Consider the following 24,462-nt stretch of genomic DNA (forward strand, 5'->3'; position numbering starts at 1 on the left):
TCTCGGGCAAGGAGATCAGGCTAACCGCCGGGGCCGGTCAGGAGGCGGCCGACGCCTGCTCGGTGATGGCGTCGAAGCGGGCCGCCATGGCCGCCTGGAGCGCCTGGGCCGCCGACAGGGGGCGGACCATGACGGTGAGGTCGTCGATCCGGCCGTCCTCGCCGAAGTGCAGGATGTCGCAGCCCTGGAGGGTGCGGTCCCCCACTCGCGCCTCGAAGACGAGGACGAGGTCGCGGCCGGCCGGGTCCGCGATCTCGCGGACGTAGTGGAAGTCCTCGAACACCTCGATGACGGCGCCGAGGATCGCGGAGGTGATCGCCTTCCCGGCGTACGGCTTGAAGACCACCGGGCTGGTGAACACGACGTCCTCGGAGAGCAGGTCGACGACGGCAGCGTGGTCGCCGTCCTCGACCGCCTTGCGGAAGGGGTGCGTCATCATCCACCTCTCACTCTCTCTTGCTCACTGATACTCAACATGTTGAATAGGTGTGTCGGACAGTACTCTTCGGGCGCGCCGGTCCGCAACGGGTCGACAGGGACACGCGACGGGTGGACTGGGAACGCGACGGGTCCATGGGGGTACGCGGGCGGTCCGGCGAGGTAGGAAGGAACCACCGAACCGGAGGTGCTGTCGTGTACTACCCGCTGACCGTCCGTGACTTCCTCGACCGCGCGGCCCATGTCTACCCGGACCGCGTCGCCGTCGTCGACGAACCGGAACAGCCGGGGCCCGGCCTCGGCGAGCTCACCTATCGGGAGCTGGCGAGGCTCGCCCGGGCGCAGGCGGCGAAACTGGACCGGTTGGACGTCCCGGTGGGCGGCCGGGTCGCGGTGATCTCACAGAACTCGGCGCGCCTGCTGACCTCGTTCTTCGGCGTCTCCGGCTGGGGGCGGGTCCTCGTACCGGTGAACTTCCGGCTCACCCGGTCGGAGATCGACTACATCGTCCGGCACTCCGGCGCCTCGGTCGTTTACGCGGACCCCTCCTGCGCGGAGGTGCTCGACTCCCTCGACGTCAAGCACAAGTTCGTCCTGGGCGACGATGACGATCTCTTCCTCGCCGACACCGAACCGCGGGCGTGGGCGGAGCCGGACGAGGGCGCGACGGCCAGCGTCAACTACACGTCCGGAACGACCGCCCGCCCCAAGGGAGTTCAGCTCACCCACCGCAATCTGTGGCTGAACGCGACCGTGTTCGGGCTGCACACCACCATCAGCGACCGTGACGTCTATCTGCACACGCTCCCGATGTTCCACGCCAACGGCTGGGGCATGCCGTACGGCGTCACGGGCGTCGGCGGCCGGCACATCGTGCTCCGGCAGATCGACGGGGCCGAGATCCTGCGCCGCGTCGAGCGGCACGGCGTCACCCTGATGTGCGCGGCGCCCGCCGTCCTGAACGCGGTGCTCGACGCCGCCGCCGACTGGGAGGGCGAGATCCCGGGCCGCGACCGGGTCCGTATCGTCTGCGCGGGCGCGCCGCCGCCGACGCGCACCATCGAGCGCGTGGAGGTCGAGCTGGGCTGGGAGTTCATCCAGATCTACGGGCTCACCGAGACCTCGCCGCTCGTCACGGTCAACCGCGGTCGCGCGGAGTGGGACGACCTCGACCCCACCGAACGGGCCCGCAGGCTGGGGCGGGCGGGCGCGCCCGCTCTCGGCGTACGCGTCGACGTCGACGTGGACGGAGAGGTGCTGACCGCGTCCAACCACAACCTCGACGGCTACTGGGAGCAGCCCGAGGAGACGGCGAAGGCCCAGGAGGGCGGCTGGTTCCACACCGGGGACGGCGGCTACCTCGACGACGAGGGGTACCTGGTCATCTCCGACCGCAAGAAGGACGTCATCATCTCCGGCGGCGAGAACGTCTCGTCGATCGAGGTGGAGGACGTCATCACCTCGCATCCCGCGGTGCGCGAGGTGGCGGTGATCGGCATCCCGGACGCGAAGTGGGGCGAGCTGGTGACCGCGCTCGTGGTGACCGACGGATCCGGTGTCACCGCCGAGGAGTTGATCGCCCACTGCCGGACGCGGCTCGCCGGTTTCAAGACGCCCAAGCGGGTCGACTTCGTGGAGTCGCTGCCGCGCACGGCGACGGGGAAGCTGCAGAAGTTCAAGCTGCGGGAGCCGTTCTGGCGGGACTGACGGGGCCCTCCGGGAGGGAGAGCGGGCGGGGCCGAGGGGGGTGGGGCGGAAACGGACACCTGTCTCCACCCCACCCCCGTTGCTCTCGCGCCAGGTCACGCTAGGGCGGTCACCGGTGGCTGAACCACGCCATCGCCGGCAGCGCCTTGTCGTCGTAGCCGAACAGGGCCTGGTTCTCCCAGCCGTTGCCGGACGAGGGGTCCGTCGGGTCCCAGCCGTTGCCGGTCACCGCGGTCCAGGTGGACTCCCAGTAGAAGATGCCGAGGCCGCGGCCGTTCGGAACGGCCTCCACGATGCTCGCGACGTCCTTCATCCACTGGGTCTGGCCCGCCGTCGAGGCGGCGTAGCCGGGGACGAGTTCACTCGCGAGGTCGATGATGTTCTCGGTCGCGTCCTCGCTGTCCAGGCGGAAGGGGTAGGCCGTCTCGGCGAGGTAGACCGGCTTGCCGTAGCGGGACGCCGCGTCGTCCAGGGTCGTCTGGAAGTCGGCGAGCGTGCCGTGCCAGTAGCCGTAGTAGGACAGGCCGATGACGTCGAACTTCACACCGTTGGAGACGGCGCTGTCGAACCACCAGCGGGTGCCGGCCAGATCGCCGCCCTTGGCGAGGTGGATCGCCACGGTCGTACCGGAGTTGACCGCCTTCACCGCGTCGTAGCCCGAGTTGAGCAGTCCGGCGAGCTGCGACCAGTTCGAGGTGGAACCCTCGTTCCAGAGCATGCCGCCATTGATCTCGTTGCCGACCTGCACCATGTCGGCGGTGGTGCCCTGGGCCTTCAGGGCGTTCAGCACGTCGTACGTGTGGTTGTAGACGTCCGTCCTCAGCTGGCTGTAGGAGTGGCCGGACCAGGCGGCGGGCTTGGCCTGGGCGCCCGGGTCGGCCCAGGTGTCCGAGTAGTGGAAATCGACCAGGAGCTTCATACCCTGCGCCTTGACGCGCTTGGCGACGGCGAGGACGTGCGCCTTGTCGTTGTAGCCGTCGGCGGGGTTCACCCATACCTTGAGCCGGGCGTAGTTCTGCCCGGCCGACCTGAGAATGGCGAGGGCGTCGCCGGTGGTGCCGGAACTGTTCTTGTAGACGCCGCCCTTGGCCTCGCTCTTGGCGAGTGACGACACGTCAGAACCCTTGATGGACAGGGCGGATGAGCCGGACGTGAAGGTCAGGTCGTCCACGTTGATCCAGTTGCCCGCCTTGGCGTCGGAGTTGACGCTGATCGTGCACTGGTTGTTCGTCACCGCTATGGAGGTGACGATCCGGAGCCAGCCGCTGGACGACACCGGGATGTCCGTGCGCTGCTCCGCGCTGCCGCAGTTCTTCAGCGCGAGATACGCGGAGTTCTGGCCGCCGCCCGAGCGCACCCAGGCGGTGAGCTTGTAGGTGCCGTTGGTGAGGCCGGAGAGGTACTGGTACGTCTCCACCTTGTACGCGGAGGCCGCATAGTGCGTGAGCCGGTAGCTGCCGGTGTGGCCGCCCGCCTCGGTGAAGGAGGCCGCGGTCTGGCCTGCGGCCGAGTAGGCCGTCCAGCCGGTGGGGGTGGGGGTGGCGGTGCCGGTGCCGTTCGCTTCGAAGCCGGGGTTGGTGAGGGTGGTTGCCGCGGAGGCGCTCTGCGCGGGTAGCAGGGTCAGGGCGAGGCCGGCTGCGAGGGGCAGGAGCAGGGCCTTGAGTGTGCGTCTGGGATGGAACATCGTCGTCGTTGTCCCTTCGACGTGATGTGGATGTGATCCCCGCGTTGTGGTGACGGGGGGTTTGCTCGCCCCCGCCGCCCCTACCCTTCCCGTCACTGCATGGGGGCTGCGCCCCCTCGCCCCCCTTGATCGCGCTGCGCGCTCGTCCTCAAACGCCGGACGGGCTGATCTCAGCCCCTCCGGCGTTTGAGGAGCGGGGGTTCGGGGGCTGGCCCCCGAGTCGTGGACGGGAACGGGTAAGGGCGGCGGGGGCGAAATCAGCAGGTCGGATCAGTCGTCGAGTCGCACGACCCGGACGGCCCCCGCGGGCACCGCGAGCCGCCCCCCGGCCCGCTCCCCGGTCAGCAACTCCGTACCGTGCGCATCCACCGGCACCTTGACCTCCACACCCGTGTGGTTGACCACGAAGAGGAACGCCCCCGACTCCCCCACCCGCCGCACGACTTCGACGTCACGCGGCAGATCACCGCGCGGAGCGATCCGCGCATCATCCGCGGCCCACCCGATCAGCGCGTCCAGCCCGGCGGCGCCGAGCCGCGTGGACACGTACCACGCGGACCCCGCCCCGAGCCGGTGCCGGGTGACCGCGGGATGCCCGGCGGCGAGCCCGTCCGCGTACGTCCACACGGTCTCGGCACCGCGCGGCACGACGAACTCGCTCCACACGTCGCCGGCGAGTTCGGAGCCGTCGGGGCCGGTGAGCCGCACCCGGTCGCCCGCGAGGAGGGGCGAGAACTCCTCGACGGTCAGGCCGAGCACGTCCCGCAGCGGTCCGGGGTACGCGCCGTCGTGCACGGCGTCGTGCTCGTCGACGATGCCGGAGAAGTACGAGACGACGAGCGTGCCGCCGTTCTCGACGTACTCCTTCAGGTTGAGCCCGGCGGCCTCGGTCATCAGGTAGAGCGCCGGGACCACGACCAGCGGATAGGCCGACAGGTCGGCCTCCGGGTGGGCGAAGTCGACGGTGAGGTGCCGGTCGTAGAGGGCTTCGTAGAAGGAGTCGGCGCGCTCGCGCGGGTCGTGGTCCTCGCTCGGCCGCCAGGCGAGGTTCTGCGCCCACCAGGAGTGCCAGTCCCACAGGACGGCCGCGTCGGCCACCGTGCGAGTGCCGCGCACGGTGCTCAACGAGTCGACGGCCGCGCCGAGTTCGACGACCTCGCGCCACACGCGCGAGTCGGTGCCCGCGTGCGGCAGCATCGACGAGTGGAACTTCTCCGCGCCGCGCCGTGACTGCCGCCACTGGAAGAACATCGCGCCTTCGGAGCCCCGGGCCACATGGGCGAGCGAGTTGCGGGCCATCTGGCCGGGCGCCTTCGCGGGGTTGCGGGTCTGCCAGTTGACGCCCGAGGTGGAGTGTTCGAGCAGCAGCCAGGGGGCGCCGCCCGCCACGGAACGGGTCAGGTCGGCGGCCATCGCGAGGTTCACGTGCGTACGGCGGCCGTCGGTGATCAGGTAGTGGTCGTTGCTGACGAGGTCGACCTCGCGGCCCCAGGCCCAGTAGTCGACGGAGTCGCACTGGCTGAGGGCGGTCATGAAGTTCGTGGTGACCGGGATGCCGGGCGCCAGGCGGTGCAGGATGTCCCGCTCGGCCACGAAGTTCTCGCGCATGGTGGCGTCGGCGAACCGCTTGTAGTCGAGCGCCTGGCCCGGGTTGCCGACGGTCGGGGTCAGCCGGGGCGGGTTGATCTGGTCGAGGTCCGCGTACCGCTGGCCCCAGAATGCCGTGCCCCAGGCCTCGTTGACCGCGTCGATCGCGTTCACGGTGCCGCCGGAGCCGTACGCCTCGGTGAGCCAGCGGCGGAAGTGTGCCGCGCAGTTCTCGCAGTAGCAGGCCGAGACCGGGACCCCGTACTCGTTGTGGACGTGCCACAGGGCGAGTGCGGGATGTGCGGCGTACCGCTCCGCGAGACGCTCGGTGATGTTCGCGGCGGCGGCGCGGTAGTGCGGGTTGCTGTGGCAGATGGCGCCGCGCGAGCCGAACTCGTAACGGGTCCCGTCGGCGGCCACCGGCAGCGCCTCGGGGTGCTCCCGGTAGAACCAGGCGGGCGGCGCGACGGTCGGCGTACCGAGGTCGACGCGTATCCCGTTCTCGTGCAGCAGGTCCAGCACCCGGTCGAGCCAGCCGAAGTCGTAGGTGCCCGGCGAGGGTTCGAGCAGCGCCCAGGAGAAGATCCCGACGCTGACCATCGTGACGCCGGCCTCGCGCATCAGCCGGACGTCCTCGGGCCACACGGACTCCGGCCACTGCTCGGGGTTGTAGTCCCCACCGAAGGCGAGCCGGTCAAGGCCCTTGGGGGTGGTCTCCGGCATGGAATGTCTCCCGGTCAATCGATCATTTGGGAACGTGCACACACAGCGCCAGCGGCGCGAGGCCAACATAACCGCACAGCAACAACCATTGACAAGTGTCCGGGATGTTTCTCTACTGTGAACGCTCACAGAAGCATGGCAGGCCTCCGCAGCAGGCGGAGACCACGGTCAGGGAGATACATCCATGCCACACACGAAGCTGCGCCGCCTCGTGACCATCTCGGTCGCCGTCTCGCTCGGCGCCACCGCACTCGCCGCCTGCGGGTCCTCGGACGACAACGACAGCGAGGCCGATTCGGGGCCCGTCTCGCTGACGTACTGGTCCTGGACGCCGGGCATGGACAAGGTCGCCGCCCTGTGGAACGACGGCCAGGGCAAGAAGGACCAGATCAAGGTCACGGTCAAGAAGCAGGCGTCCGGCGACACGCTGGTCACCAAGATCCTCACCGCGCACAAGGCCAAGAAGGCCCCTGACCTGGTCCAGGCCGAGTACCAGGCCCTGCCGACGCTGGTCAGCAACGACGCGCTCGCCGACATAGCCGGTGACGTGGACGGGGTGAAGGACAAGTTCGCCGAGGGCGTCTGGCAGCAGACCACGCTGGGCTCGGACGCGGTGTACGCGATCCCGCAGGACTCCGGGCCGATGATGTTCTACTACCGCGAGGACCTGTTCAAGAAGTACGGCCTCGATGTCCCGAAGACGTGGGAGGAGTTCGCCGAGACCGCCCGCGCGCTGAAGAAGAAGGCGCCGGAGTCGGACCTGACCACGTTCTCCGCCAACGACTCCGGGCTGTTCGCCGGTCTCGCGCAGCAGGCCGGTGCCAAGTGGTGGACCACCGAGGGCGACAAGTGGAAGGTCGGCATCGACGACGCGGCCTCGCAGAAGGTCGCCGACTTCTGGGGCGGTCTCGTCGAGGAGGGCGCGATCGACAACCAGCCGATGTACACGCCCGCCTGGAACAAGGCGCTGAACACCGGCAAGCAGATCGCCTGGGTGAGCGCGGTCTGGGCGCCGGGCACCCTCACCACCGCCGCGCCCGACACCAAGGGCAAGTGGGCGATGGCCCCGCTGCCGCAGTGGTCCGCCGCCGAGAACGTCACGGGCAGCTGGGGCGGTTCGTCCACGGCCGTCACCACGGACTCCGGCCACAAGTCGGCCGCCGCGAAGTTCGCCACCTGGCTGAACACGGATCCCGAGGCGCTGACCGCGCTCGCGAAGGAGGGCGGCATCTACCCGGCCGCCACGACCGCGCAGACCAGTGGCGCCTTCACCGAGCCGCCGGCGTACTTCTCGAACCAGCCCGACTTCTACACCCAGGCCTCCGCCATCGCGAAGACCACCGCCCCCTCCGCCTGGGGCCCGAACGTGAACGTCGCGTACACCACGTTCAAGGACGCCTTCGGCTCGGCCGCCAAGAACAAGTCGGACTTCGGCGCGGCCCTGACGAAGATGCAGGACGACACCGTCGCGGACCTGGAGAAGCAGGGCTTCGAGGTCGCGGAGTGACCAGCGCACGCCGGAAGTCGTACGGGGCCAAGAAGGCCCCGTATGCCTTCCTTCTCCCCGCGACGATCCTGTTCGCCCTGTTCTTCGCGCTGCCCATCGGCTACGCGATCTGGCTCAGCCTGCACAAGGTCCAGGTCAAGGGCCTGGGCCTCGGTTCCGGGGCCCGCAAAGAGGTCTGGGCGGGCCTGGAGAACTACACCGACTCCCTCACCGACTCCGAACTGCTCGCCGGAGCGCTGCGCGTGCTCGGGTACGGCGCCATCGTCGTCCCGGTGATGCTCGGGCTCGCGCTGCTCTTCGCGCTGATGCTCGACGCCGACCGGGTCCGTCTCACGCCGGTCACCCGGCTCGCGATCTTCCTGCCGTACGCCATTCCCGGTGTCGTCGCGGCGATGCTCTGGGGCTTCCTCTATCTGCCGGACGTCAGCCCCTTCTACTTCGTCCTCGACCGGCTGGGCCTGCCGCAGCCGGATCTGCTGGACGGCGGGCCGCTGTACATCGCCCTGTCCAACATCGCGGTCTGGGGCGGCACCGGCTTCAACATGATCGTCATCTACACCGCGCTGCAGGCGATCCCCGCCGAGGTGTACGAGGCGGCCAAGCTGGACGGCGCCACCCCGCTGCAGACCGCGCTCAGGATCAAGATCCCGATGGTGGTGCCCTCGCTGGTGCTCACCTTCTTCTTCTCGATCATCGCGACGCTCCAGGTGTTCAGCGAGCCGACCACGCTCAAACCGCTCACCAACTCCGTCTCCACGACCTGGAGTCCGCTGATGAAGGTGTACCAGGACGCCTTCGGCAAGGGCGACATCTACTCCGCCGCGGCGACCGCGGTGATCATCGCGTTCGTCACGCTGGTCCTGTCCTTCGGCTTCCTGCGGGCCGCGAACTCCCGTAACAAGCAGGAGGCAGCACAGTGAGTTCTCTTGCCGTCCGCAAGGCGGCCCCGGCCGCCGGCACCACGCCCGGCACCGCCCAGGGGCCGCCGCTGCGCCGCCGTATCGCCTTCGTCCCGACGGTGACCCTGCTGATCGGCGCGCTCTACTGCCTGCTGCCGGTGGCCTGGGTGGTGATCGCGGCGACCAAGTCGGGCAGCGAGCTGTTCTCGACGTTCACGTTCCTGCCGGGCACGGGCTTCACCCAGAACATCTCGGACCTCAACGCCTATCGCGACGGCGTGTACTGGAAGTGGATGGGCAACTCCGCCCTCTACGCGGGCCTCGGCGCCCTCCTGTCGACGGCCGTGTCGGCGTTCAGCGGCTACGCGCTGGCCATCTACCGCTTCCGCGGGCGCGAGACCGTCTTCAACATCCTGCTGGCCGGTGTGCTGATGCCGCCCGTGATCCTCGCGATCCCGCAGTACCTCCTCATGGCCAAGGCCGACCTCACGGATTCCTACGCGTCCGTGCTGCTGCCGCTGATCCTGTCCCCGTACGGCGTGTACCTCGCGCGGATCTACTCCGCCGCGGCCGTGCCCGCCGACGTCGTCGAGGCGGGGCGGATGGACGGCGCGAGCGAGCTGCGGATCTTCACCCGGATCGCGCTGCCGATGATGGTGCCCGGTCTGGTGACGGTCTTCCTGTTCCAGTTCGTGGCGGTGTGGAACAACTTCCTGCTGCCGTACATCATGCTCAGCGACGACGAGAAGTTCCCGATCACCCTCGGTCTGTTCACGCTTCTCGAACAGGGCTCCAACACTCCGGCCCTCTACACGCTGGTGATCACCGGCGCGCTGCTCGCGGTCATCCCGCTCGTCGCCCTCTTCCTGGTCATCCAGCGGTTCTGGAGTCTCGATCTGCTGTCGGGAGCCGTAAAGTCGTGACCATGAGCCAATCGGGGGGCCGGCGCCGACCGCCGACGATTCACGACGTCGCGCGCGAGGCCGGAGTGTCCCGGGGGACGGTGTCACGCGTCCTGAACGGCGGGCACTACGTCAGCCCCGCCGCCCAGGAAGCGGTCAACGCCGCCATCCGCAGGACGGGTTACGTCGTGAACCGGCACGCCCGCTCGCTGATCACCGGACGCTCGGACTCGATCGGCTTCCTGCTCACCGAACCGCAGGAGAGGTTCTTCGAGGACCCCAACTTCAACGTCCTGCTGCGCGGTTGTACGCAGGCACTCGCGGCGCACGACATCCCCTTGCTGCTGATGCTGGCGGGCACCGAGGACGAGCGGCGCCGCATCACGCGGTACATCACGGCGGGCCATGTCGACGGGGTGCTGCTGGTGTCCAGCCACTCCGGCGACCCGGTGGCCGAGCAACTGCGCGACGCCGGTGTGCCGCTCGTCATGTGCGGCAAGCCCATCGGCGTCGGCTCCAAGATCAGTTACGTGGCCGCGGACGACCGGGACGGCGCCCGGGACATGGTGCGCCATCTGGTGTCGCTCGGCCGGCGCCGGGTGGGCATGGTGACCGGCCCGCTGGACACCCCCGGCGGTGTCGAGCGCCTGGCGGGCTACCGCGAGGTGCTCACCGAGTCGGGCATCGACCTGGACGAACGCCTCGTCACGTCCGGCGACTACAGCCGGGCCAGCGGCGAGGCGGGCGCCGAACTGCTCCTGGAACGGTCGCCGGACATGGACGCCGTCTTCGTGGCCTCCGACCTGATGGCGCAGGGCGTGCTGAGCGCGCTGCAGCGGGCGGGCCGCAGCGTCCCCGGCGATGTCGCGGTGGGCGGTTTCGACGACTCCTCCGCGGCGGTCGCGGCGAGCCCCGAACTCACCACGATCCGCCAGCCCTACGACCGGATCAGTTCCGAGATGGTCCGGGTGCTGCTCGCCCAGATCGGCGGAGAGGATCCGGCGGCGGTGATCCTGCCGACGGAGCTGGTGAAACGCCAGTCGACCTGAGGCGGGGGCTCACCGGCCGTCGGCGGACAGCAGTGTCCGTACGCCCTCGGCGGTGAGGATCACGCTGTCCGGCGACCCGGCGTCGATGATCAGAGAGGGGTTCCTCTCGGGCCAGTACGCAGGGAGCGTGCCGAGCGGGACGAGACAGTAGTGACGGACACCGGGCAGGGAGTGGACCATGCGCGCCTCCGAGGTGAAGACCAGCACGGTCCGCTCCGTGACCGGCAGGAGCAGCTGTATCGGGTCCCCGCCGTCGTCGTCCATGCCGTAGGACGGGATCAGTACGTCGCTGTCGGCCAGCGTCGCCCGCGCGTGCCGGTCCCCTCCGTCGTGGGCCAGCACGCTCAGGGCCCGGAGGATCACCTCGGCGGTGCCTTCGTCGGTCGCGTCGGTCATGGTCATGGTGCCGCTTTCCGTTCTCCCCGCGCGGCCCCCGGAGACCTGATTGCCCGGAGATGATCCGTCCGCGCGGAATGCACCCGTTCTACCCACTCGTCCCGCTCCCATGCGCCACCCATCCAGATGCCCTGTACACTGAGTGACTGCGAAGGGGAGTAGTCCTGCGAACCGGTCGTCGACACACTGGAGCCCTCGGGTTCCCGGTGGCCGGGCCCGTGTGACACACGGGTGGACGAGACCTTCGGCCAGGCATTGCCGTGCCCGCGATCCCGCGGGCACCCCAGATGCCGGGCCGATCGGTTCTCCCGTCGCCCCGATCGAGGGCGCTTCGCGAAGATCCGGGGGCCCGGTCCCTACAGAAAGCCACCGGAATGCATCTCGACCCTCTGGCGATCCTCACCGCCTTCGGGCTGATCTTCCTCGCCGAGCTGCCGGACAAGACGATGTTCGCGTCACTCGCCATGGGCACCCGCATGCGGCCCCTGTACGTGTGGTTCGGCACGTCCACCGCCTTCATCGTGCATGTCGCCATCGCGGTGGGCGCCGGAAGCCTCATCGGCCTGCTGCCCGACTGGACCGTCAAGTCCGTCTCGGCCGCCCTCTTCGCGTTCGGCGCCTTCATGCTGCTGCGCGGCGGCGACGACGAGGACGAGGAGGACGCCGGCGGCCGTACCGTCACCGGCTTCTGGCCCGTCTACACGACCGCCTTCATGGCCGTCTTCATCAGCGAGTGGGGCGATCTGACGCAGATCACGACCGCCAACCTCGCCGCCACGAACGGGGTCGCGTCCGTGGCCATCGGTTCGGCGGCGGCCCTGATGTCGGTCTCGGCGCTGGCGCTGCTGGCCGGACGCTTCATCGCCAAGCGCGTACCGCTGAAGACCGTGCAGCGCGTCGGCGGGATCTGCATGCTCGGCCTCGCCGTCTGGTCGGTGGTGGAGATCTTCGCGGGCTGACGCGCCGACGGCCGCTCCGCCCGCGGCCGGTCCCACGACCGGTCAGGATCGGAGAAGCGGCCCGGCACCACCCGGTCGTAGCGTGAAGGAACCGGCGGACGAACGACCGCCGGTGCGTCACGACCACGACCACGGAGGAGCCCGTCATGTCCGAAGGCCTGAAGACCATCACCTACCCCGTCAAGGACCTCGCCCGGGCCAAGGCCCTGTTCGGCGCGCTCCTCGGAGTGGAGCCGTACGTGGACGAGGCGTACTACGTGGGTTTCCGGGCGCCGGGGCAGCCCGAGGTCGGGCTCGACCCGCACGGGCACGCCAAGGGGCTGACCGGGCCGGTCCCCTACTGGTACGTCGACGACATCAAGGCGGGCCTCGCCTCTCTCGTCGGCGCCGGCGCCGAGGTGGTCCAGGACGTCCAGGACGTCGGCGGCGGCATGCTGATCGCCTCCGTGAAGGACGCGGACGGCAACGCGGTCGGTCTGGTCCAGGAGGCGTCCTGATCCTGGACCCGGTCAGTCCGATCCTGAAGCCGGTCAACTGTATGCAACTGCACTAGTTGCATACTCAACAAGCGGCCTTTTCTCTGTTACCGTGCGGACATGGCAGCAGAGAAGGCCGCTTCCCGGCTGGAGGACCAGTGGCGGGACATCCTGTCGGTGCACGCGCGCACCATGTGCGAGATCGACCGCGAACTCCATCCGCACGGACTGGGCGCCAGTGACTTCGAGGTGCTCGACATCCTCGTGTCGGACACCTCGGGCCCGACCACACAGGAGAAGACGGGCCGGGCCCCCGCCGAGCAGTGCCGTGTGCAGAACATCGCCGACCGGATCCATCTGAGCCAGAGCGCCCTCTCGCGGCTGATCGGACGCCTGGAGAAGGAGGGCCTGGTGGAGCGGAGCATCTGCCAGGAGGACCGGCGCGGCGTCTGGGTGGCCCTCACGCAGAAGGGCCGCGACCTGCACACCCAGGTCCGCCCCCTCCAACGCGCCGCCCTGGCGCGCATGCTGACCGACGCCTGAGGCTCCTTCCTCCGCGCCCGGCGCATCCCGTACCGTCACATGGTTGCCGTGCGCAGAACGGCGCGGGCTGTGTCGGGGGGATCACAGTGGTCGAGGACGAAGAGCGGCAGGCCGGGGTCAGCAGCTACGAGACACGCAGCGTGGACGAGTCCCATGTCGTCATCGCGGAGCACTACTACGACCTCCGCCTCGAAGTACCGGGCCGGGCCGAGGACTTCCTCACCCGGCTCAGCGTGGCCGAACTCGGCGCCCTGACCGTCGGCGACGTCAGTTTCGGCACCGAGGTGAGGATCGACTTCGCACAGCCGCGGGTCTACCACGTGACCGTGCCCCTCACCGGCCGCTTCCGCTGCAGGCAGGGGTACGGGGCGTCGGCGTACACCGTTCCCGAGCGCGCGGTGTTCCTCCAGCCGGAACGCGGGATCCGGGTGGACGACTGGTCGGCCGACTGCCGTGCCCTCACCGTGAAGATCGACATGGCTGCCCTGCACGAGCGGCTGGAGGCCCTGCTCGGCGGGCCCGTACGCCGTCCGCCGTCCTTCGAGACGTACATCGACGTCGGCCAGGGGGCCGGGCGCAGCTGGGCGGATCTCGCGCTGTGGTGCCTGCTGGAGAAGAACACCTCGAACGGGCTGCTGGGCCGGCCCCTGATCCGGTCCCGGATCGAGCAGACCCTGCTGGAGGGGCTGCTGCTCGCGTGCGGGCACTCCTACCGCGGCGCGCTGGAGACGCCCGTGCCGGCGGCGCGGCCCGCGACGGTCCGGCGGGTCATGGAGGCGATCGAGGAACGCCCCGACGAGCACTACGACGCGGCGCGGCTGGCCTCCCTGTCCCAGATCGGGGTGCGCGCCCTCCAGGAGGCGTTTCGCAAACATGTGGGGATGTCCCCCACCGCGTATGTCACCGAGGTCCGGCTGCGGCGGGCGCACGAGCAGCTGCTCGCGGCCGATCCCGCGACGATCACCGTCACGGAGGTGGCGTACCGGTGGGGGTTCGCGCATCTCGGGCGCTTCGCGCAGCGCTACCGGAACCGGTTCGGGACCTCGCCCGCGCAGACGCTGCGTTCGGGCTGAGGGGCGCCACCGCGCATACCGGACAAGCGCCGCGCTTTGCGGAGCGATTCCGGCACGGGTGTCGGCCTACCGTTGATCACGGCGCCCGTGCGTCAGGGATGAACGGTGTCGGCGCCGTTCATCCCTCACGGTTGCGGACCAGGGGCGCGGGAGCGGGAGCAGACCTGCGCCCCAGGGCGCGGGAGCACGCCCGCGCCCCAGGGCCCGGCCGCTCCCCTCCGCATGTGGCCGGGCCCGATCCCCCGTCCGCACCGTCCTTCTCAGGCGCGGGGCGCCAGCAGGGTGCGTACACCCTGCGAGTCGAGGGTCAGTCCGTGCGGCGTGCTGGCGTCTATGCTCAGCGAGAGGTCGCTGGAGGGCCACTGCGCGGCGAGCGTCCCCAGGGGGACGAGGCGGTAGCGCGAGACGGACGGCAGCAGCTCGGCCATCGTCACCTCCGAGGTGAACACCGGGACCAGCGGGTCGGAGCCCGGCTGTTCGAGGACGGGCAGGGCCACGACCGTGGGGTCGGCCGCTGTCTCGTCCTGGGCGTCGTCGGGCACCGGGACCAGCACGTCACTACCGGCCAGTGTGTCCAGCGCCGCGCCGTCCCCGGCGTTCTCGGCCAGGACGCTCAGCGCGCGCTGGGCCTCCACCGTGGCGCTGTCGTTCGAGGAAATCTCCATGGCACATCCAGACGTAGTGGCGAAAACAGGCCGCCCGTGTCGTCTCCGACTCGGGCGCGGCTGATCGCGTACCCGTCCTGCGGGGTGCCATGCCCGCTCCACACACCTGTCACGCAACGGTCACGGGATGAGCGGAATGTCGTGCGAGGGCAGTCCGAGCCGGTCGCGGCCCACGCGCCGGGCCAGTGGCTCGGCCATGCTCGCCCCGATGTGCGACCAGTACGTGGCGGCGTCCCGGAAGTAGCGCTGCATCCGTTCGCCGTCGCGCGCGTAGCGTGAGCCGGCCGTGCGGAAGAGGATGTTCTGCAGGGCGTCCCAGGCCGTGCGTCCCGCGTTGAGGAAGACGAACGCGAGCCGGTTGTCGTCGGCGACGGTGAAGGGCGCCTCGCCGGAGACGTTGCGGCGGCAGGCCTCCATGTAGTCCTCGGCGTTGCGCTGGAGGGCGGCCTGCGCGGTGTGGATCATGCCGAGCGCCTCGCCGAGATGACGCTGGTAGTCGTGCAGTTCCGCGCGGGTACGGTCCGGTTCCAGGGTCAGCGGCCGGTCGGCGAGGATCCGGGCGTATTCGTCGGCGGCGGCGTATCCGATGCCGGTCATGATGGCCGCCAGTTCCCCGTGGTAGACGCTGGGCGCGCGTCCCGCGTACAGGGCGTTGCCGTGCAGCTTCGAGCCGGGGGTGCCGCCCTCCACGGGCAGGTCGAGCAGGCTCACCTCGCGGGTGAGGTGTTCGGGGATACGGGCCTGGTCCATGCGGACGCTGTTGGAGCCGCTGCCGCGCAGGCCGAGGACGCCGTGCCAGTCGTCGACGAGGGTCCACACCGGGCGCGGGGCGACGAACAGCACCATCGGTCCGGGCGGGTCGCCGGGCTTCTCCGGGGCGCGCAGGGTCTGGCCGAGGTAGTGGGTGGAGTACGGGGAACCGGAGGAGTAGGGCCAGATGCCGTCCAGGACGATCCCGTCGTCGCCGTTCGGCCGGGCGACTCCGACGGGTGCGACGGTGGACGCGGCGCGGAACTCGCCGTGGGTGCCGAAGACCTCGTCCTGGGCCCGCTCGTCGAACTGCGCCGCGAACTGCAGGACATGGGCGGCGGTCAGGGACAGGGCCCAGCCGGTGGAGGGGCAGCCGCGGGTGATCTCGGTGACCACGCGGAAGAAGGTCGGCAGCCCGAACTCGTAGCCTCCGTAGCGGCGCGGCTGGAGGGTCCGGTAGAAGCCGGCCCGCAGGAAGTCCTCGTGCGTCTCCTGCGGGTAGCGCGTCAACTCCTCTGTCTCCGCCTGGCGTTCGAGCAGTACGGGCCGCAGGGCGGTGGCCCGGTCGATGAGTTCACGTTCGGTCAGTGCGGGTTCGGGAGGGGCGATCACGGTGCCTCCTGACAGGTGGGGCGGTCCGTACGTGACGCGGTACCCGTGATTGAACACGCGACCGGTGCCCGCTGTACCCACCGGATACCGCCAAGTGGACCGCCCCACCAACTCGCTTGTGCGCGGGCCTACTTCAGGTACGGGCCGTCGGCGCCGATCTTCCCGGGGCCGTTCAGCACGTACACCCGGAGGTTGCCCTTGCCGGGGGCGCCGACGCTCAGCGTGCCGTTGGAGACGGTCTTCACGTCCCCGGTGACGGCGTCCTTGTAGGTGCCGTTCGGGATGCCCGTGTATGTGGCGCCGCCCGTGACGGTGACCAGGGCGAAGCTGTCCGTCGAGCCGCTGGTGTACCGGCGCTTGAAGGCCATCGAGCCGCTGATGCCCTCGGTGGAGTACTGCCCCGTCTGCAGGGCGGGGACGGCCCGGCGGATCTGGTTGAGCCGCTGGACGTGCTTGACCAGGGGCTGCGCGAGGGTGTTCGCGACCTCGCCGCTCGCGGAGCCGACCGTGCCGAAGTCGGAGGCCGTGACACTGCCGGCGAGATGGTCGCCGTAGTACGCGCGACCGGTCGTCGCCAGCGGGCAGCTCGGACCGCAGTCGATCTTCTTGCCCTGCTGGAACTCGATCTCCGAGCCGTAGTACAGGGTCGGGATGCCGCGGAAGGTCCACATCAGGGCCATGTTCTCGGCCCACGCGTCGGTGCCGCCGGTGTAGCGCTCGCTGCTCTTGTTGGGCCCGTAGTCGTGGCTGTCGACGTAGACGACGTTGTACGTGGCGTCGTTGACGCTGTCGTCGGAGTCCTTGCCGTTGCCGTAGGCGTTCTGCGCGTCGCCGAAGTTCATGTGCATCCGCATGTCGATGATGTTCATGCCGGAGAACCGACTGCGGTCGGGGGTGTGGTAGTTGTTCCCGTCCAGGAAGGCGTTGGTGGACGTCGGCTGGTTCCCGGTGCCCTGGTCGTTCTCGTAGGTGAACTGCTCCAGGGCCGCCACTTCGTCGTCGGCGCTGTACTCCTTGCGCTCCTTCCAGGTGTAGAACTGCGCGGAGTGGTTGACCGAGCCGCGGTTCCACTTGTCGTTGACGAAGGCCGCGACCTCGCCGAAGACGAAGAAGTTCCGCGCGGCCTCGGCGCCGAACTTCTGGGTGACACGCTCCTGGATGGCGGGCAGGAAACGGCGGTTCCAGGTGACCCTGGGTATGTGCACGGCCGTGTCCACGCGGAATCCGTCGACGCCCATGTCGATGTACTTGTCGTAGGCGCCGATCAAGTAGTTCTGGACGGTGGTGTTCTCGGTGTTGAAGTCGGCCAGGTCCTCGTGCAGCCAGCAGGAGCGCGCGTCCTCGCCCTCCCAGTTGCCGATCCAGCACTGGTGGTAGAGCGCCTTGGGGAACATGCCCGAAGTGGGGCTGGGCCACTGGCAGTTGTAGAGCGTGTAGCCCTCTGCGCTCTTGCCTCCGGTGGGCTTGCCCCAGTTGAGGCAGGTGTTGCCGGACGGCTCGGCGGTCGACCACAGGTCGCCGTTGTAGTACGCCTTGCCGGACTTGGGTTCGACGGTGAGGCCGTCGTACTCGAAGCCCTCGTTCCTCTCGTCGTAGTACCAGCTCCACTGGGAGTCGCGGACGCCGTACACGGTGGGGGTGAACAGGCCTTTGGCGCCCCAGCGGGAGCTGTGGTTGTAGACGACGTCCTGGTAGATCTTCATGCCCTTGGCGTGCGCCGCGTTGATCAGGTCCTGGTAGGAGGCGCCGGCCGACTCCAGGCGCGGGTCGACCTTGTAGAAGTCGTAGCCGTGATAGCCGTGGTAGTCGTAGTCCGAGCGGTTGAGGACCACCGGGGTGACCCAGATCGCCGAGAAGCCGAGCGCCTTGACGTAGTCGAGTTTCTCGACCAGTCCCTTGAAGTCGCCCCGGAACATGGGGTCGTTGTTCGCCGCGTTGCCCGACTTGGTGTGCTGGCTGCCGCCGCGGTTGTTGGAGCTGTCGCCGTCGTTGAAGCGGGCGGTGAGGACGAAGTAGATGGGGTCCTTGCGGGGGTCGGTGCCCAGCGGGGTGCCGGAGGCGGGGTCGGGGGCCTTGTCCCCGGTCGTCGCGGTGGCCGCGGCGGAGGCGGGTGAGGTGTTGCCCGCCGCGTCGACCGCCTTCACCGTGTAGGTGTAGCGGGTCCTCTCCTCAAGTCCCGTGTCGGAGAACACCGTCGATCCGATGTCGGTGACCATCGTGCCCTTGGTGCCGCCGGTGCGGGCCACCTGGTACTTGGTCACTCCGATGTTGTCGGTCGCCGCGTCCCAGCTGACGACGACGGAGGTGTTCGTGGCGCTCGCGGTCACCTTGGCCGGCGCGGTCGGCGCCTCGGTGTCCGGCTCGACGGCGGCGCACGGGTCCGCCGCGTCCTTGGTGACCGTACGGTCCTTGACGGTCGAGGTGCCGGAGGTGAGGGCGTAGTCGGCGCTGTTGTTGTTGTCCCAGACGCCGTTGCCGTTGTTGAAGGCCGCCTTCAGTGAGGTCGCCGTGCCGAGGTCGAGGGTCTTCTTCCACCAGCCGGTGCAGGCGGCCTCCATGCCGACGCCGGGCGAGGTCGTCCAGGTGCCGCCGGTCGGCGCGTAGTGGATGTTGGCCGTCGTCCAGCCGGTGGTGGCCGTCGAGTAGTAGACCGTGGCCTGGTTGCCCTCGGCCGGTTCGGTGCCGGCGCACGGGTCGCTGTGGGCGATCACCCCGTCCTTGACGGTGATGTTCCCCGTGCCGAGCGCGTAGTTGGCGCCACCGTTGTTGTCCCAGGTGCCGCCGCCGTCGTTGAAGGTGGCCGCGAGCCCGGCCGCCGAGCCGAGGTCGACGGTCTTCTTCACCCAGTCCGTGCAGGCCGCCTCCATCTTCGTGCCCGGCACGGTGGTCCACGCGCCGCCGTCCGGCGCGTAGTGCAGATAGGTGGAGGACCAGTTCTTGGTCTTCGTGTAGTAGAAGACGGTCGCCGTGTTCGCGTCGGCGGCGACCGTCTCCATCGGGGCGGGGCCCGTCTCCGGTGGCCCCGCGAGCGCGCCGAGCAGTCCGGTCGCCACCAGCGCCGCGAGGAGCGGGCGCCGCGACCGACCGAGGGGTGTACGTCCCATGAGCGTCTCCAATGCGGGCCGTGGGGCGCCGAGTTGCTCTGCAAGAAGAACCGGCAAGTTCCAGAAAGTCCTTGCAGCGCGGAAGCTACAGGTACATGACAGCCACGTAAAGGGATCGCGCAGCCCGGGGGCCGCAGGGTGAGAACGGACCAGTAGTGGTGACCGGCGCCCACGCGCCGCGAGGGGCCCGCGCCTAGCGTGGAAGCATGCCGATGCAACCCTGGTTTCCCGGTGCCAAGCTGGGCATCTTCATCCACTACGGCGTCTACGCCGTCGGTGGCGCCGCCGAGTCCTGGTCCTTCTACACGGGCGAGATGACGCACGAGCAGTACATGAAACAGCTCGACGGTTTCAGCGCGTCGCGTTACGACCCCGACGCCTGGGCCGAGTTGTTCGCCCGCGTCGGCGCCCGGTACGCGGTCCTGACCACCCGGCACCACGACGGGGTCGCCCTCTGGGACACCGATCACCGCAATCTCGACGTGGTCCGGGACACCCCGGCGGGCCGCGACCTCGTCACCGGGTTCGTCGAGGCACTGCGCGCCCGGGACCTCAAGGTCGGCCTCTACTACTCGCACTCCGACTGGAACCACCCGGACTACGCGAGTGAGCGGCACCCGGGGCCGTACATCGTGCCGCTGAACGCGTACTCGCAGGCCGAGCCCGGCCGGGAGGACCCGGCGGCCTGGGCGCGCTATCTCGCGTACCGCGACGGACAGGTCCGCGAACTCGTCGAACGCTTCCGGCCCGACATCCTCTGGTTCGACGGCGAGTGGGAGCGCACCGAGGAGCAGTGGCGGACGGACGAGCTCGCCGACCTGATCCTCGCGGGCAATCCGGACACCGTCCTCAACGGCCGGATACCCGGCCACGGCGACTACGCCACGCCCGAACAGGGCACCCCGCTCCAGGCCCCGGACGGCCCGTGGGAACTGTGCCTCACCATCAACGGCTCATGGAGCCACCGGCCGCAGGACCGCGACTTCAAGTCGGTGCGCCAGCTGGTGCGGTACTTCACCGAGACCATCGGCATGGGCGGCAATCTGCTGCTGGCCGCGGCACCGCGCGAGGACGGCACGATCCCCGAGGAACAGATCACCCGCATGGAGGGCCTCGGCGCGTGGATCGGGCGGCACTCGGACGCCGTGTACGGCACGGTCGCCGGGCTGCCCGCCGGGCACCACTACGGCCCCAGCACCCTGTCCGCCGACCGGCGCACGCTGTATCTGGTGTGCTTCGACGCGCCGCGCGACTCCGTGTCGGTCCGGGGGCTGCGCAACCGGGTCCGGCGCGTCACGGTCCTCGGCACGGGCACGGAACTGGGCCATCACGTCACGGGCGGGCTCGACACCGTACCGGGGGTGACGTGGATCGACGCGCCCGCGGCGGCCGATCTGGACGAGGAGGCGACCGTGCTGGCCGTGGAACTGGAGGGGGAACTGGACCTGTACACGGGGGCGGGCCGGCTCTGACGTGCTCACTTCGTTCCGGTGAGCAGCATGTCGATGACGGCGAGGTGGGCGGGGGTCCCGTCGCCGCTCATGCCTTCAGCGTCTTCCCGTCCACCGGTCCGCTCGGAGCCTGTGCCTCCTGCGTACGCACCCTTCCCCCACCGAGTGCGAGGGTGCCGAGGAAGCCGAGGGCGAGCGCGGCGAGGACGCCCAGGTTCACGTAGGCCCAGGTGCCGTCCTTGCCGCCGAGGCCGAGGGGGCCGAGCAGATAGCCCTGCCACTCCAGCCAGTCGGCGGCCGAGTTGGTGACCAGGCCCCACCCGAGCGCGGTGGCGGCGAGGGTGAGCAGCAGCGGGAGCGGTTCGACGTCTCCGTAGCGGCCCTTCACCCGGAACAGGTCGGCCTCGTCGTAGTCGCGGCGGCGCAGCGCCAGGTCGGCGAGCATCACTCCGCACCAGGCGGCGACCGGTACGCCGAGCGTGGTGAGGAAGCCGATGAACTGGCCCAGGAAGTCGTCGGCGACGAAGACGATGTAGACGGAGCCCGCGATCATCAGGACACCGTCCAGCAGGGCCGCCAGATAGCGCGGTACGCGCAGGCCCGCGGCGAGCAGGGCCAGGCCGGAGGAGTAGATGTCGAGGACCGCGCCGCCGACCAGGCCGAGTACGGCCACCACGGCGAAGGGGACCAGGAACCAGGTGGGCAGGATCGTGGTGAGCGCGCCGATCGGGTCGCCCGCGATGGCCGTACTGAGGGTCGTGGACGATCCGGCGAGCAGCAGGCCGAAGACCAGCAGGAGCAGGGGTGCCACCGAGGCGCCGAAGGTCGTCCACCCGGCCACGCCCCGGCCGGAGGAGTCGCGCGGCAGATAGCGCGAGTAGTCGGCGGCGGCGTTGACCCAGCCGAGGCCGAAGCCGGTCATCATGAAGACCAGGGCGCCGATGAGCTCCTGGGCGGAGCCTGCCGGTACGGCGCTGACGGCCGACCAGTGGATGTGGTCGGCGACGAGCCCGATGTAGACGACGGTCAGGACCCCGGTGACGACGGTGATGACCGTCTGGAGCCGCATGATCAGGTCGAATCCCATCACTCCGCCGACCACGACGAGCGCGCCGACGACGATCAGGGCGACCACCTCGGTCCCGGTGCCGCCACCCCAACCGAGCCGGTCGAGCACGGTGGAGGTGGCCATGGTCGCCAGCGCCGTGAGGACGGTCTCCCAGCCGACGGTGAGCATCCAGGACACGACGGCGGGGAGCCGGTTGCCGCGCACACCGTAGGCGGCCCGGCTGAGCACCATCGTCGGCGCCGAGCCGCGCTTGCCCGCGACCGCGACGAGTCCGCAGAGCAGGAAGGAGAAGACGATCCCGATCACTCCGGCGGCCAGGGCCTGCCAGAAGGAGATCCCGAACCCGAGCACGAAGGATCCGTAGCTCAGCCCGAGGATGGAGACGTTCGCCCCGAACCAGGGCCAGAAGAGCGTACGCGGCGTGCCTTTCCGCTCGCCGTCCCCGATCACATCGAGCCCGTGCGCCTCGACCTGCAACGCCATCACCGACCTGCCCGTCAGGAGTCCGGATACAGCAAACCCCACGCCCCCGGAAGGGGCGCAGGGGAACTGCGCGCCCCGTCAGGGGCGCGGGGAACTGCGCGCTCAGCCACGACGCGCCGGCAGACGGCGTCGAACCGTCAGCGGCACACCGAGGCCAAAAATCAGGCCAGCGTCGCCAGCGCAGCGTTGAGCGTCGCGGACGGCCGCATGACAGCCGAGGCCTTGGCCGGGTCGGGCTGGTAGTACCCACCGATCTCGGCAGGCGAACCCTGCACCGCGTTCAGCTCGGAGACGATCGTCTCCTCCTGCGCGGTGAGCGTCTCGGCGAGCGGAGCGATCACCTTGGCGAGCTCGGCGTCGTCCGTCTGTCCGGCCAGCTCCTGCGCCCAGTACAGCGCGAGGAAGAAGTGGCTGCCGCGGTTGTCGATGCCACCGAGGCGACGGCTCGGCGACTTGTCGTTCTCCAGGAACGTGGCCGTCGCGCGGTCGAGCGTGTCGGCGAGGACCTGGGCGCGCGCGTTGCCCGTGGTCTGCGCGAGGTGCTCGAAGCTGGAGGCCAGCGCGAGGAACTCGCCCAGGCTGTCCCAGCGCAGGTAGTCCTCCTTGACCAGCTGCTGCACGTGCTTGGGCGCGGAGCCGCCGGCGCCCGTCTCGAAGAGGCCGCCGCCGTTCATCAGCGGGACGATCGAGAGCATCTTGGCGCTGGTGCCCAGCTCCAGGATCGGGAACAGGTCGGTCAGGTAGTCGCGCAGGACGTTGCCGGTGACCGAGATGGTGTTCTCGCCGCGGCGGATGCGCTCCACGGAGAGCTTGGTCGCCTCGACGGGCGACAGGACACGGATGTCCAGGCCCTCCGTGTCGTGCTCCGGCAGGTAGGCGTTGACCTTCTCGATGAGCTTCGCGTCGTGGGCGCGGGTCTCGTCCAGCCAGAACACGGTCGGGTCGCCGGTGGCGCGGGCGCGGGTGACGGCCAGCTTGACCCAGTCCCGGATCGGGGCGTCCTTGGTCTGGCAGGCGCGGAAGATGTCGCCCGCGGAGACCGTCTGCTGCAGGACCACATCGCCGGCCTCGTCGACGAGGCGGACCGTGCCGGTGGTCGCGATCTCGAAGGTCTTGTCGTGGCTGCCGTACTCCTCGGCCTTCTGCGCCATCAGACCGACGTTCGGGACGGTGCCCATCGTCGACGGGTCGAAGGCGCCGTTGGCGCGGCAGTCGTCGAGGACGACCTGGTAGACACCGGCGTAGCTGGAGTCCGGGAGGACCGCCAGGGTGTCGGCCTCGCCGCCGTCCGGGCCCCACATGTGGCCGGAGGTACGGATCATCGCCGGCATGGAGGCGTCGACGATGACGTCGGAGGGCACGTGCAGGTTGCTGATGCCCTTGTCGGAGTCGACCATGGCCAGCTCGGGGCCCTCGGCGAGCTCGGCGTCGAAGGACGCCTTGATCTCGGCGCCCTCGGGCAGGGACTCAAGGCCCTTGTAGATGCCGCCGAGACCGTCGTTGGGGGTCAGCCCCGCGGTGGCGAGCGCCTTGCCGTACTGCGCGAACGTCTTCGGGAAGAAGGCGCGCACCACGTGGCCGAAGATGATCGGGTCGGAGACCTTCATCATGGTGGCCTTGAGGTGCACGGAGAACAGCACGCCGTCGGCCTTGGCCTTGGCGATCTGCGCGGTGAGGAACTCGCGCAGCGCGGCGACGTGCAGGACGGAGGCGTCGACGACCTCGCCCGCGAGGACAGGTACGGACTCACGCAGGACGGTGGTGGAACCGTCGTCGCCGGTCAGCTCGATGCGCAGGGAGCCGGCCTCGGAGATCACCACGGACTTCTCGGTGGACCGGAAGTCGTCGACGCCCATGGTCGCCACGTTGGTCTTCGAGTCGGCGGTCCAGGCGCCCATGCGGTGCGGGTGGGCCTTGGCGTAGTTCTTGACCGACGCGGGGGCGCGGCGGTCGGAGTTGCCCTCGCGCAGCACCGGGTTCACGGCGCTGCCCTTGACCTTGTCGTAGCGGGCGCGGATGTCGCGCTCCTCGTCGGTCTTCGCGTCGTCCGGGTAGTTCGGCAGCGCGTAGCCCTGCGACTGCAGCTCGGCGATCGCGGCCTTCAGCTGCGGGATCGAGGCCGAGATGTTCGGCAGCTTGATGATGTTGGCCTCGGGCGTCTTGGCCAGCTCACCCAGCTCGGCGAGGGCGTCGGGGATGCGCTGCCCCTCCTCCAGGAACTCGGGGAAGAGGGCGATGATCCGCCCGGCCAGCGAGATGTCACGGGTTTCCACAGTGACACCGGCCTGCGACGCGTACGCCTGGACCACCGGCAAGAACGAATAGGTCGCCAGGGCCGGGGCCTCGTCAGTGTGCGTGTAGATGATGGTCGAGTCAGTCACCGGG

Annotated in this window: 19 protein-coding genes; 10 read left to right on the plus strand and 9 right to left on the minus strand. The window is 69.6% G+C overall.

Translation table 11 applies throughout. The features are described 5' to 3' along the window. Positions 1–37: 37 nt before the first annotated feature. Complete coding sequence (locus tag J8N05_RS35970; RefSeq protein WP_247706825.1) at positions 38–439, minus strand: nuclear transport factor 2 family protein; 402 nt, start codon at positions 437–439, stop codon at positions 38–40. A 194-nt stretch (positions 440–633) separates the two neighbouring features. On the opposite strand from J8N05_RS35970, the gene J8N05_RS35975 reads away from it, so the two are divergent. Further along, positions 634–2,145: an AMP-binding protein gene (locus J8N05_RS35975; protein ID WP_210890643.1), complete on the plus strand. Its 1,512-nt coding sequence runs from the start codon at positions 634–636 to the stop codon at positions 2,143–2,145. 109 nt (positions 2,146–2,254) lie between these two features. Here J8N05_RS35975 and J8N05_RS35980 read toward each other — a convergent pair whose 3' ends face one another. Together J8N05_RS35980 and J8N05_RS35985 are read right to left on the minus strand one after the other, a co-directional pair. Beyond that, positions 2,255–3,829 (minus strand): glycoside hydrolase family 53 protein, encoded by a 1,575-nt coding sequence (locus tag J8N05_RS35980; RefSeq protein WP_210890644.1) that lies wholly within the window; start codon positions 3,827–3,829, stop codon positions 2,255–2,257. Between the two features lie 270 nt (positions 3,830–4,099). Then, positions 4,100–6,139 carry a beta-galactosidase gene (locus J8N05_RS35985; RefSeq protein WP_210890645.1) on the minus strand — a complete coding sequence of 680 codons (2,040 nt, stop codon included), beginning with the start codon at positions 6,137–6,139 and terminating at the stop codon, positions 4,100–4,102. A 184-nt stretch (positions 6,140–6,323) separates the two neighbouring features. On the opposite strand from J8N05_RS35985, the gene J8N05_RS35990 reads away from it, so the two are divergent. From J8N05_RS35990 to J8N05_RS36005, 4 genes are read left to right on the plus strand one after another with little or no spacing between them, the layout of a single operon-like run. Further along, on the plus strand, positions 6,324–7,646 hold the full coding sequence (locus J8N05_RS35990; RefSeq protein ID WP_210890646.1) for an extracellular solute-binding protein: 1,323 nt from the start codon (positions 6,324–6,326) through the stop codon (positions 7,644–7,646). Continuing rightward, positions 7,643–8,566 carry a carbohydrate ABC transporter permease gene (locus tag J8N05_RS35995; RefSeq protein ID WP_210890647.1) on the plus strand — a complete coding sequence of 308 codons (924 nt, stop codon included), beginning with the start codon at positions 7,643–7,645 and terminating at the stop codon, positions 8,564–8,566. The genes J8N05_RS35990 and J8N05_RS35995 overlap by 4 nt, the downstream gene beginning before the upstream one ends. Beyond that, the gene (locus tag J8N05_RS36000; RefSeq protein WP_210890649.1) at positions 8,563–9,468 is read left to right on the plus strand and encodes a carbohydrate ABC transporter permease; all 906 of its coding nucleotides are present in this window, start codon (positions 8,563–8,565) and stop codon (positions 9,466–9,468) included. Before J8N05_RS35995 ends, J8N05_RS36000 begins: the two co-directional genes overlap by 4 nt. Next, a complete protein-coding gene (locus J8N05_RS36005) occupies positions 9,465–10,496 on the plus strand; it encodes a LacI family DNA-binding transcriptional regulator (protein ID WP_210890650.1) in 1,032 nt (343 codons plus the stop codon). The genes J8N05_RS36000 and J8N05_RS36005 overlap by 4 nt, the downstream gene beginning before the upstream one ends. 9 nt (positions 10,497–10,505) lie before the next feature. On the opposite strand, the gene J8N05_RS36010 is transcribed toward J8N05_RS36005, so the two are convergent. After that, positions 10,506–10,898 carry an SseB family protein gene (locus J8N05_RS36010; RefSeq protein ID WP_247706826.1) on the minus strand — a complete coding sequence of 131 codons (393 nt, stop codon included), beginning with the start codon at positions 10,896–10,898 and terminating at the stop codon, positions 10,506–10,508. A 368-nt stretch (positions 10,899–11,266) separates the two neighbouring features. Between J8N05_RS36010 and J8N05_RS36015 the strand changes: the two genes are divergently transcribed. From J8N05_RS36015 to J8N05_RS36030, 4 genes are all read left to right on the plus strand, one after another. After that, a complete protein-coding gene (locus J8N05_RS36015; RefSeq protein ID WP_210890651.1) occupies positions 11,267–11,851 on the plus strand; it encodes a TMEM165/GDT1 family protein in 585 nt (194 codons plus the stop codon). A gap of 146 nt (positions 11,852–11,997) precedes the next feature. Beyond that, entirely contained in the window at positions 11,998–12,348 is a 351-nt protein-coding gene (locus J8N05_RS36020) for a VOC family protein (protein WP_210890652.1), read from the plus strand. Between the two features lie 99 nt (positions 12,349–12,447). Beyond that, entirely contained in the window at positions 12,448–12,870 is a 423-nt protein-coding gene (locus tag J8N05_RS36025; protein WP_210890653.1) for a MarR family winged helix-turn-helix transcriptional regulator, read from the plus strand. An 86-nt stretch (positions 12,871–12,956) separates the two neighbouring features. Next, positions 12,957–13,943 carry an AraC family transcriptional regulator gene (locus J8N05_RS36030; RefSeq protein ID WP_210890654.1) on the plus strand — a complete coding sequence of 329 codons (987 nt, stop codon included), beginning with the start codon at positions 12,957–12,959 and terminating at the stop codon, positions 13,941–13,943. Positions 13,944–14,203: 260 nt separating this feature from the next. On the opposite strand, the gene J8N05_RS36035 is transcribed toward J8N05_RS36030, so the two are convergent. The 3 genes from J8N05_RS36035 to J8N05_RS36045 form a co-directional block, all read right to left on the minus strand. Further along, complete coding sequence (locus tag J8N05_RS36035; RefSeq protein WP_210890655.1) at positions 14,204–14,608, minus strand: SseB family protein; 405 nt, start codon at positions 14,606–14,608, stop codon at positions 14,204–14,206. 120 nt (positions 14,609–14,728) lie between these two features. Continuing rightward, positions 14,729–15,970, minus strand: coding sequence for an acyl-CoA dehydrogenase family protein (locus J8N05_RS36040; RefSeq protein ID WP_210890656.1), 1,242 nt, complete (start codon positions 15,968–15,970; stop codon positions 14,729–14,731). A gap of 128 nt (positions 15,971–16,098) precedes the next feature. Continuing rightward, the gene (locus tag J8N05_RS36045) at positions 16,099–19,074 is read right to left on the minus strand and encodes a carbohydrate binding domain-containing protein (protein WP_210890657.1); all 2,976 of its coding nucleotides are present in this window, start codon (positions 19,072–19,074) and stop codon (positions 16,099–16,101) included. 206 nt (positions 19,075–19,280) lie between these two features. On the opposite strand from J8N05_RS36045, the gene J8N05_RS36050 reads away from it, so the two are divergent. After that, the gene (locus J8N05_RS36050; protein ID WP_210890659.1) at positions 19,281–20,546 is read left to right on the plus strand and encodes an alpha-L-fucosidase; all 1,266 of its coding nucleotides are present in this window, start codon (positions 19,281–19,283) and stop codon (positions 20,544–20,546) included. A 67-nt stretch (positions 20,547–20,613) separates the two neighbouring features. Here the strand turns inward: J8N05_RS36050 and J8N05_RS36055 are convergent, their stop codons facing one another. Together J8N05_RS36055 and J8N05_RS36060 are read right to left on the minus strand one after the other, a co-directional pair. Continuing rightward, the gene (locus tag J8N05_RS36055; RefSeq protein WP_210890661.1) at positions 20,614–22,077 is read right to left on the minus strand and encodes a purine-cytosine permease family protein; all 1,464 of its coding nucleotides are present in this window, start codon (positions 22,075–22,077) and stop codon (positions 20,614–20,616) included. A 161-nt stretch (positions 22,078–22,238) separates the two neighbouring features. Further along, entirely contained in the window at positions 22,239–24,458 is a 2,220-nt protein-coding gene (locus J8N05_RS36060; protein WP_210890663.1) for an NADP-dependent isocitrate dehydrogenase, read from the minus strand. Between the last annotated feature and the right edge of the window lie 4 nt (positions 24,459–24,462).

This window comes from Streptomyces liliiviolaceus (assembly GCF_018070025.1).
GTDB lineage: Bacteria > Actinomycetota > Actinomycetes > Streptomycetales > Streptomycetaceae > Streptomyces > Streptomyces liliiviolaceus.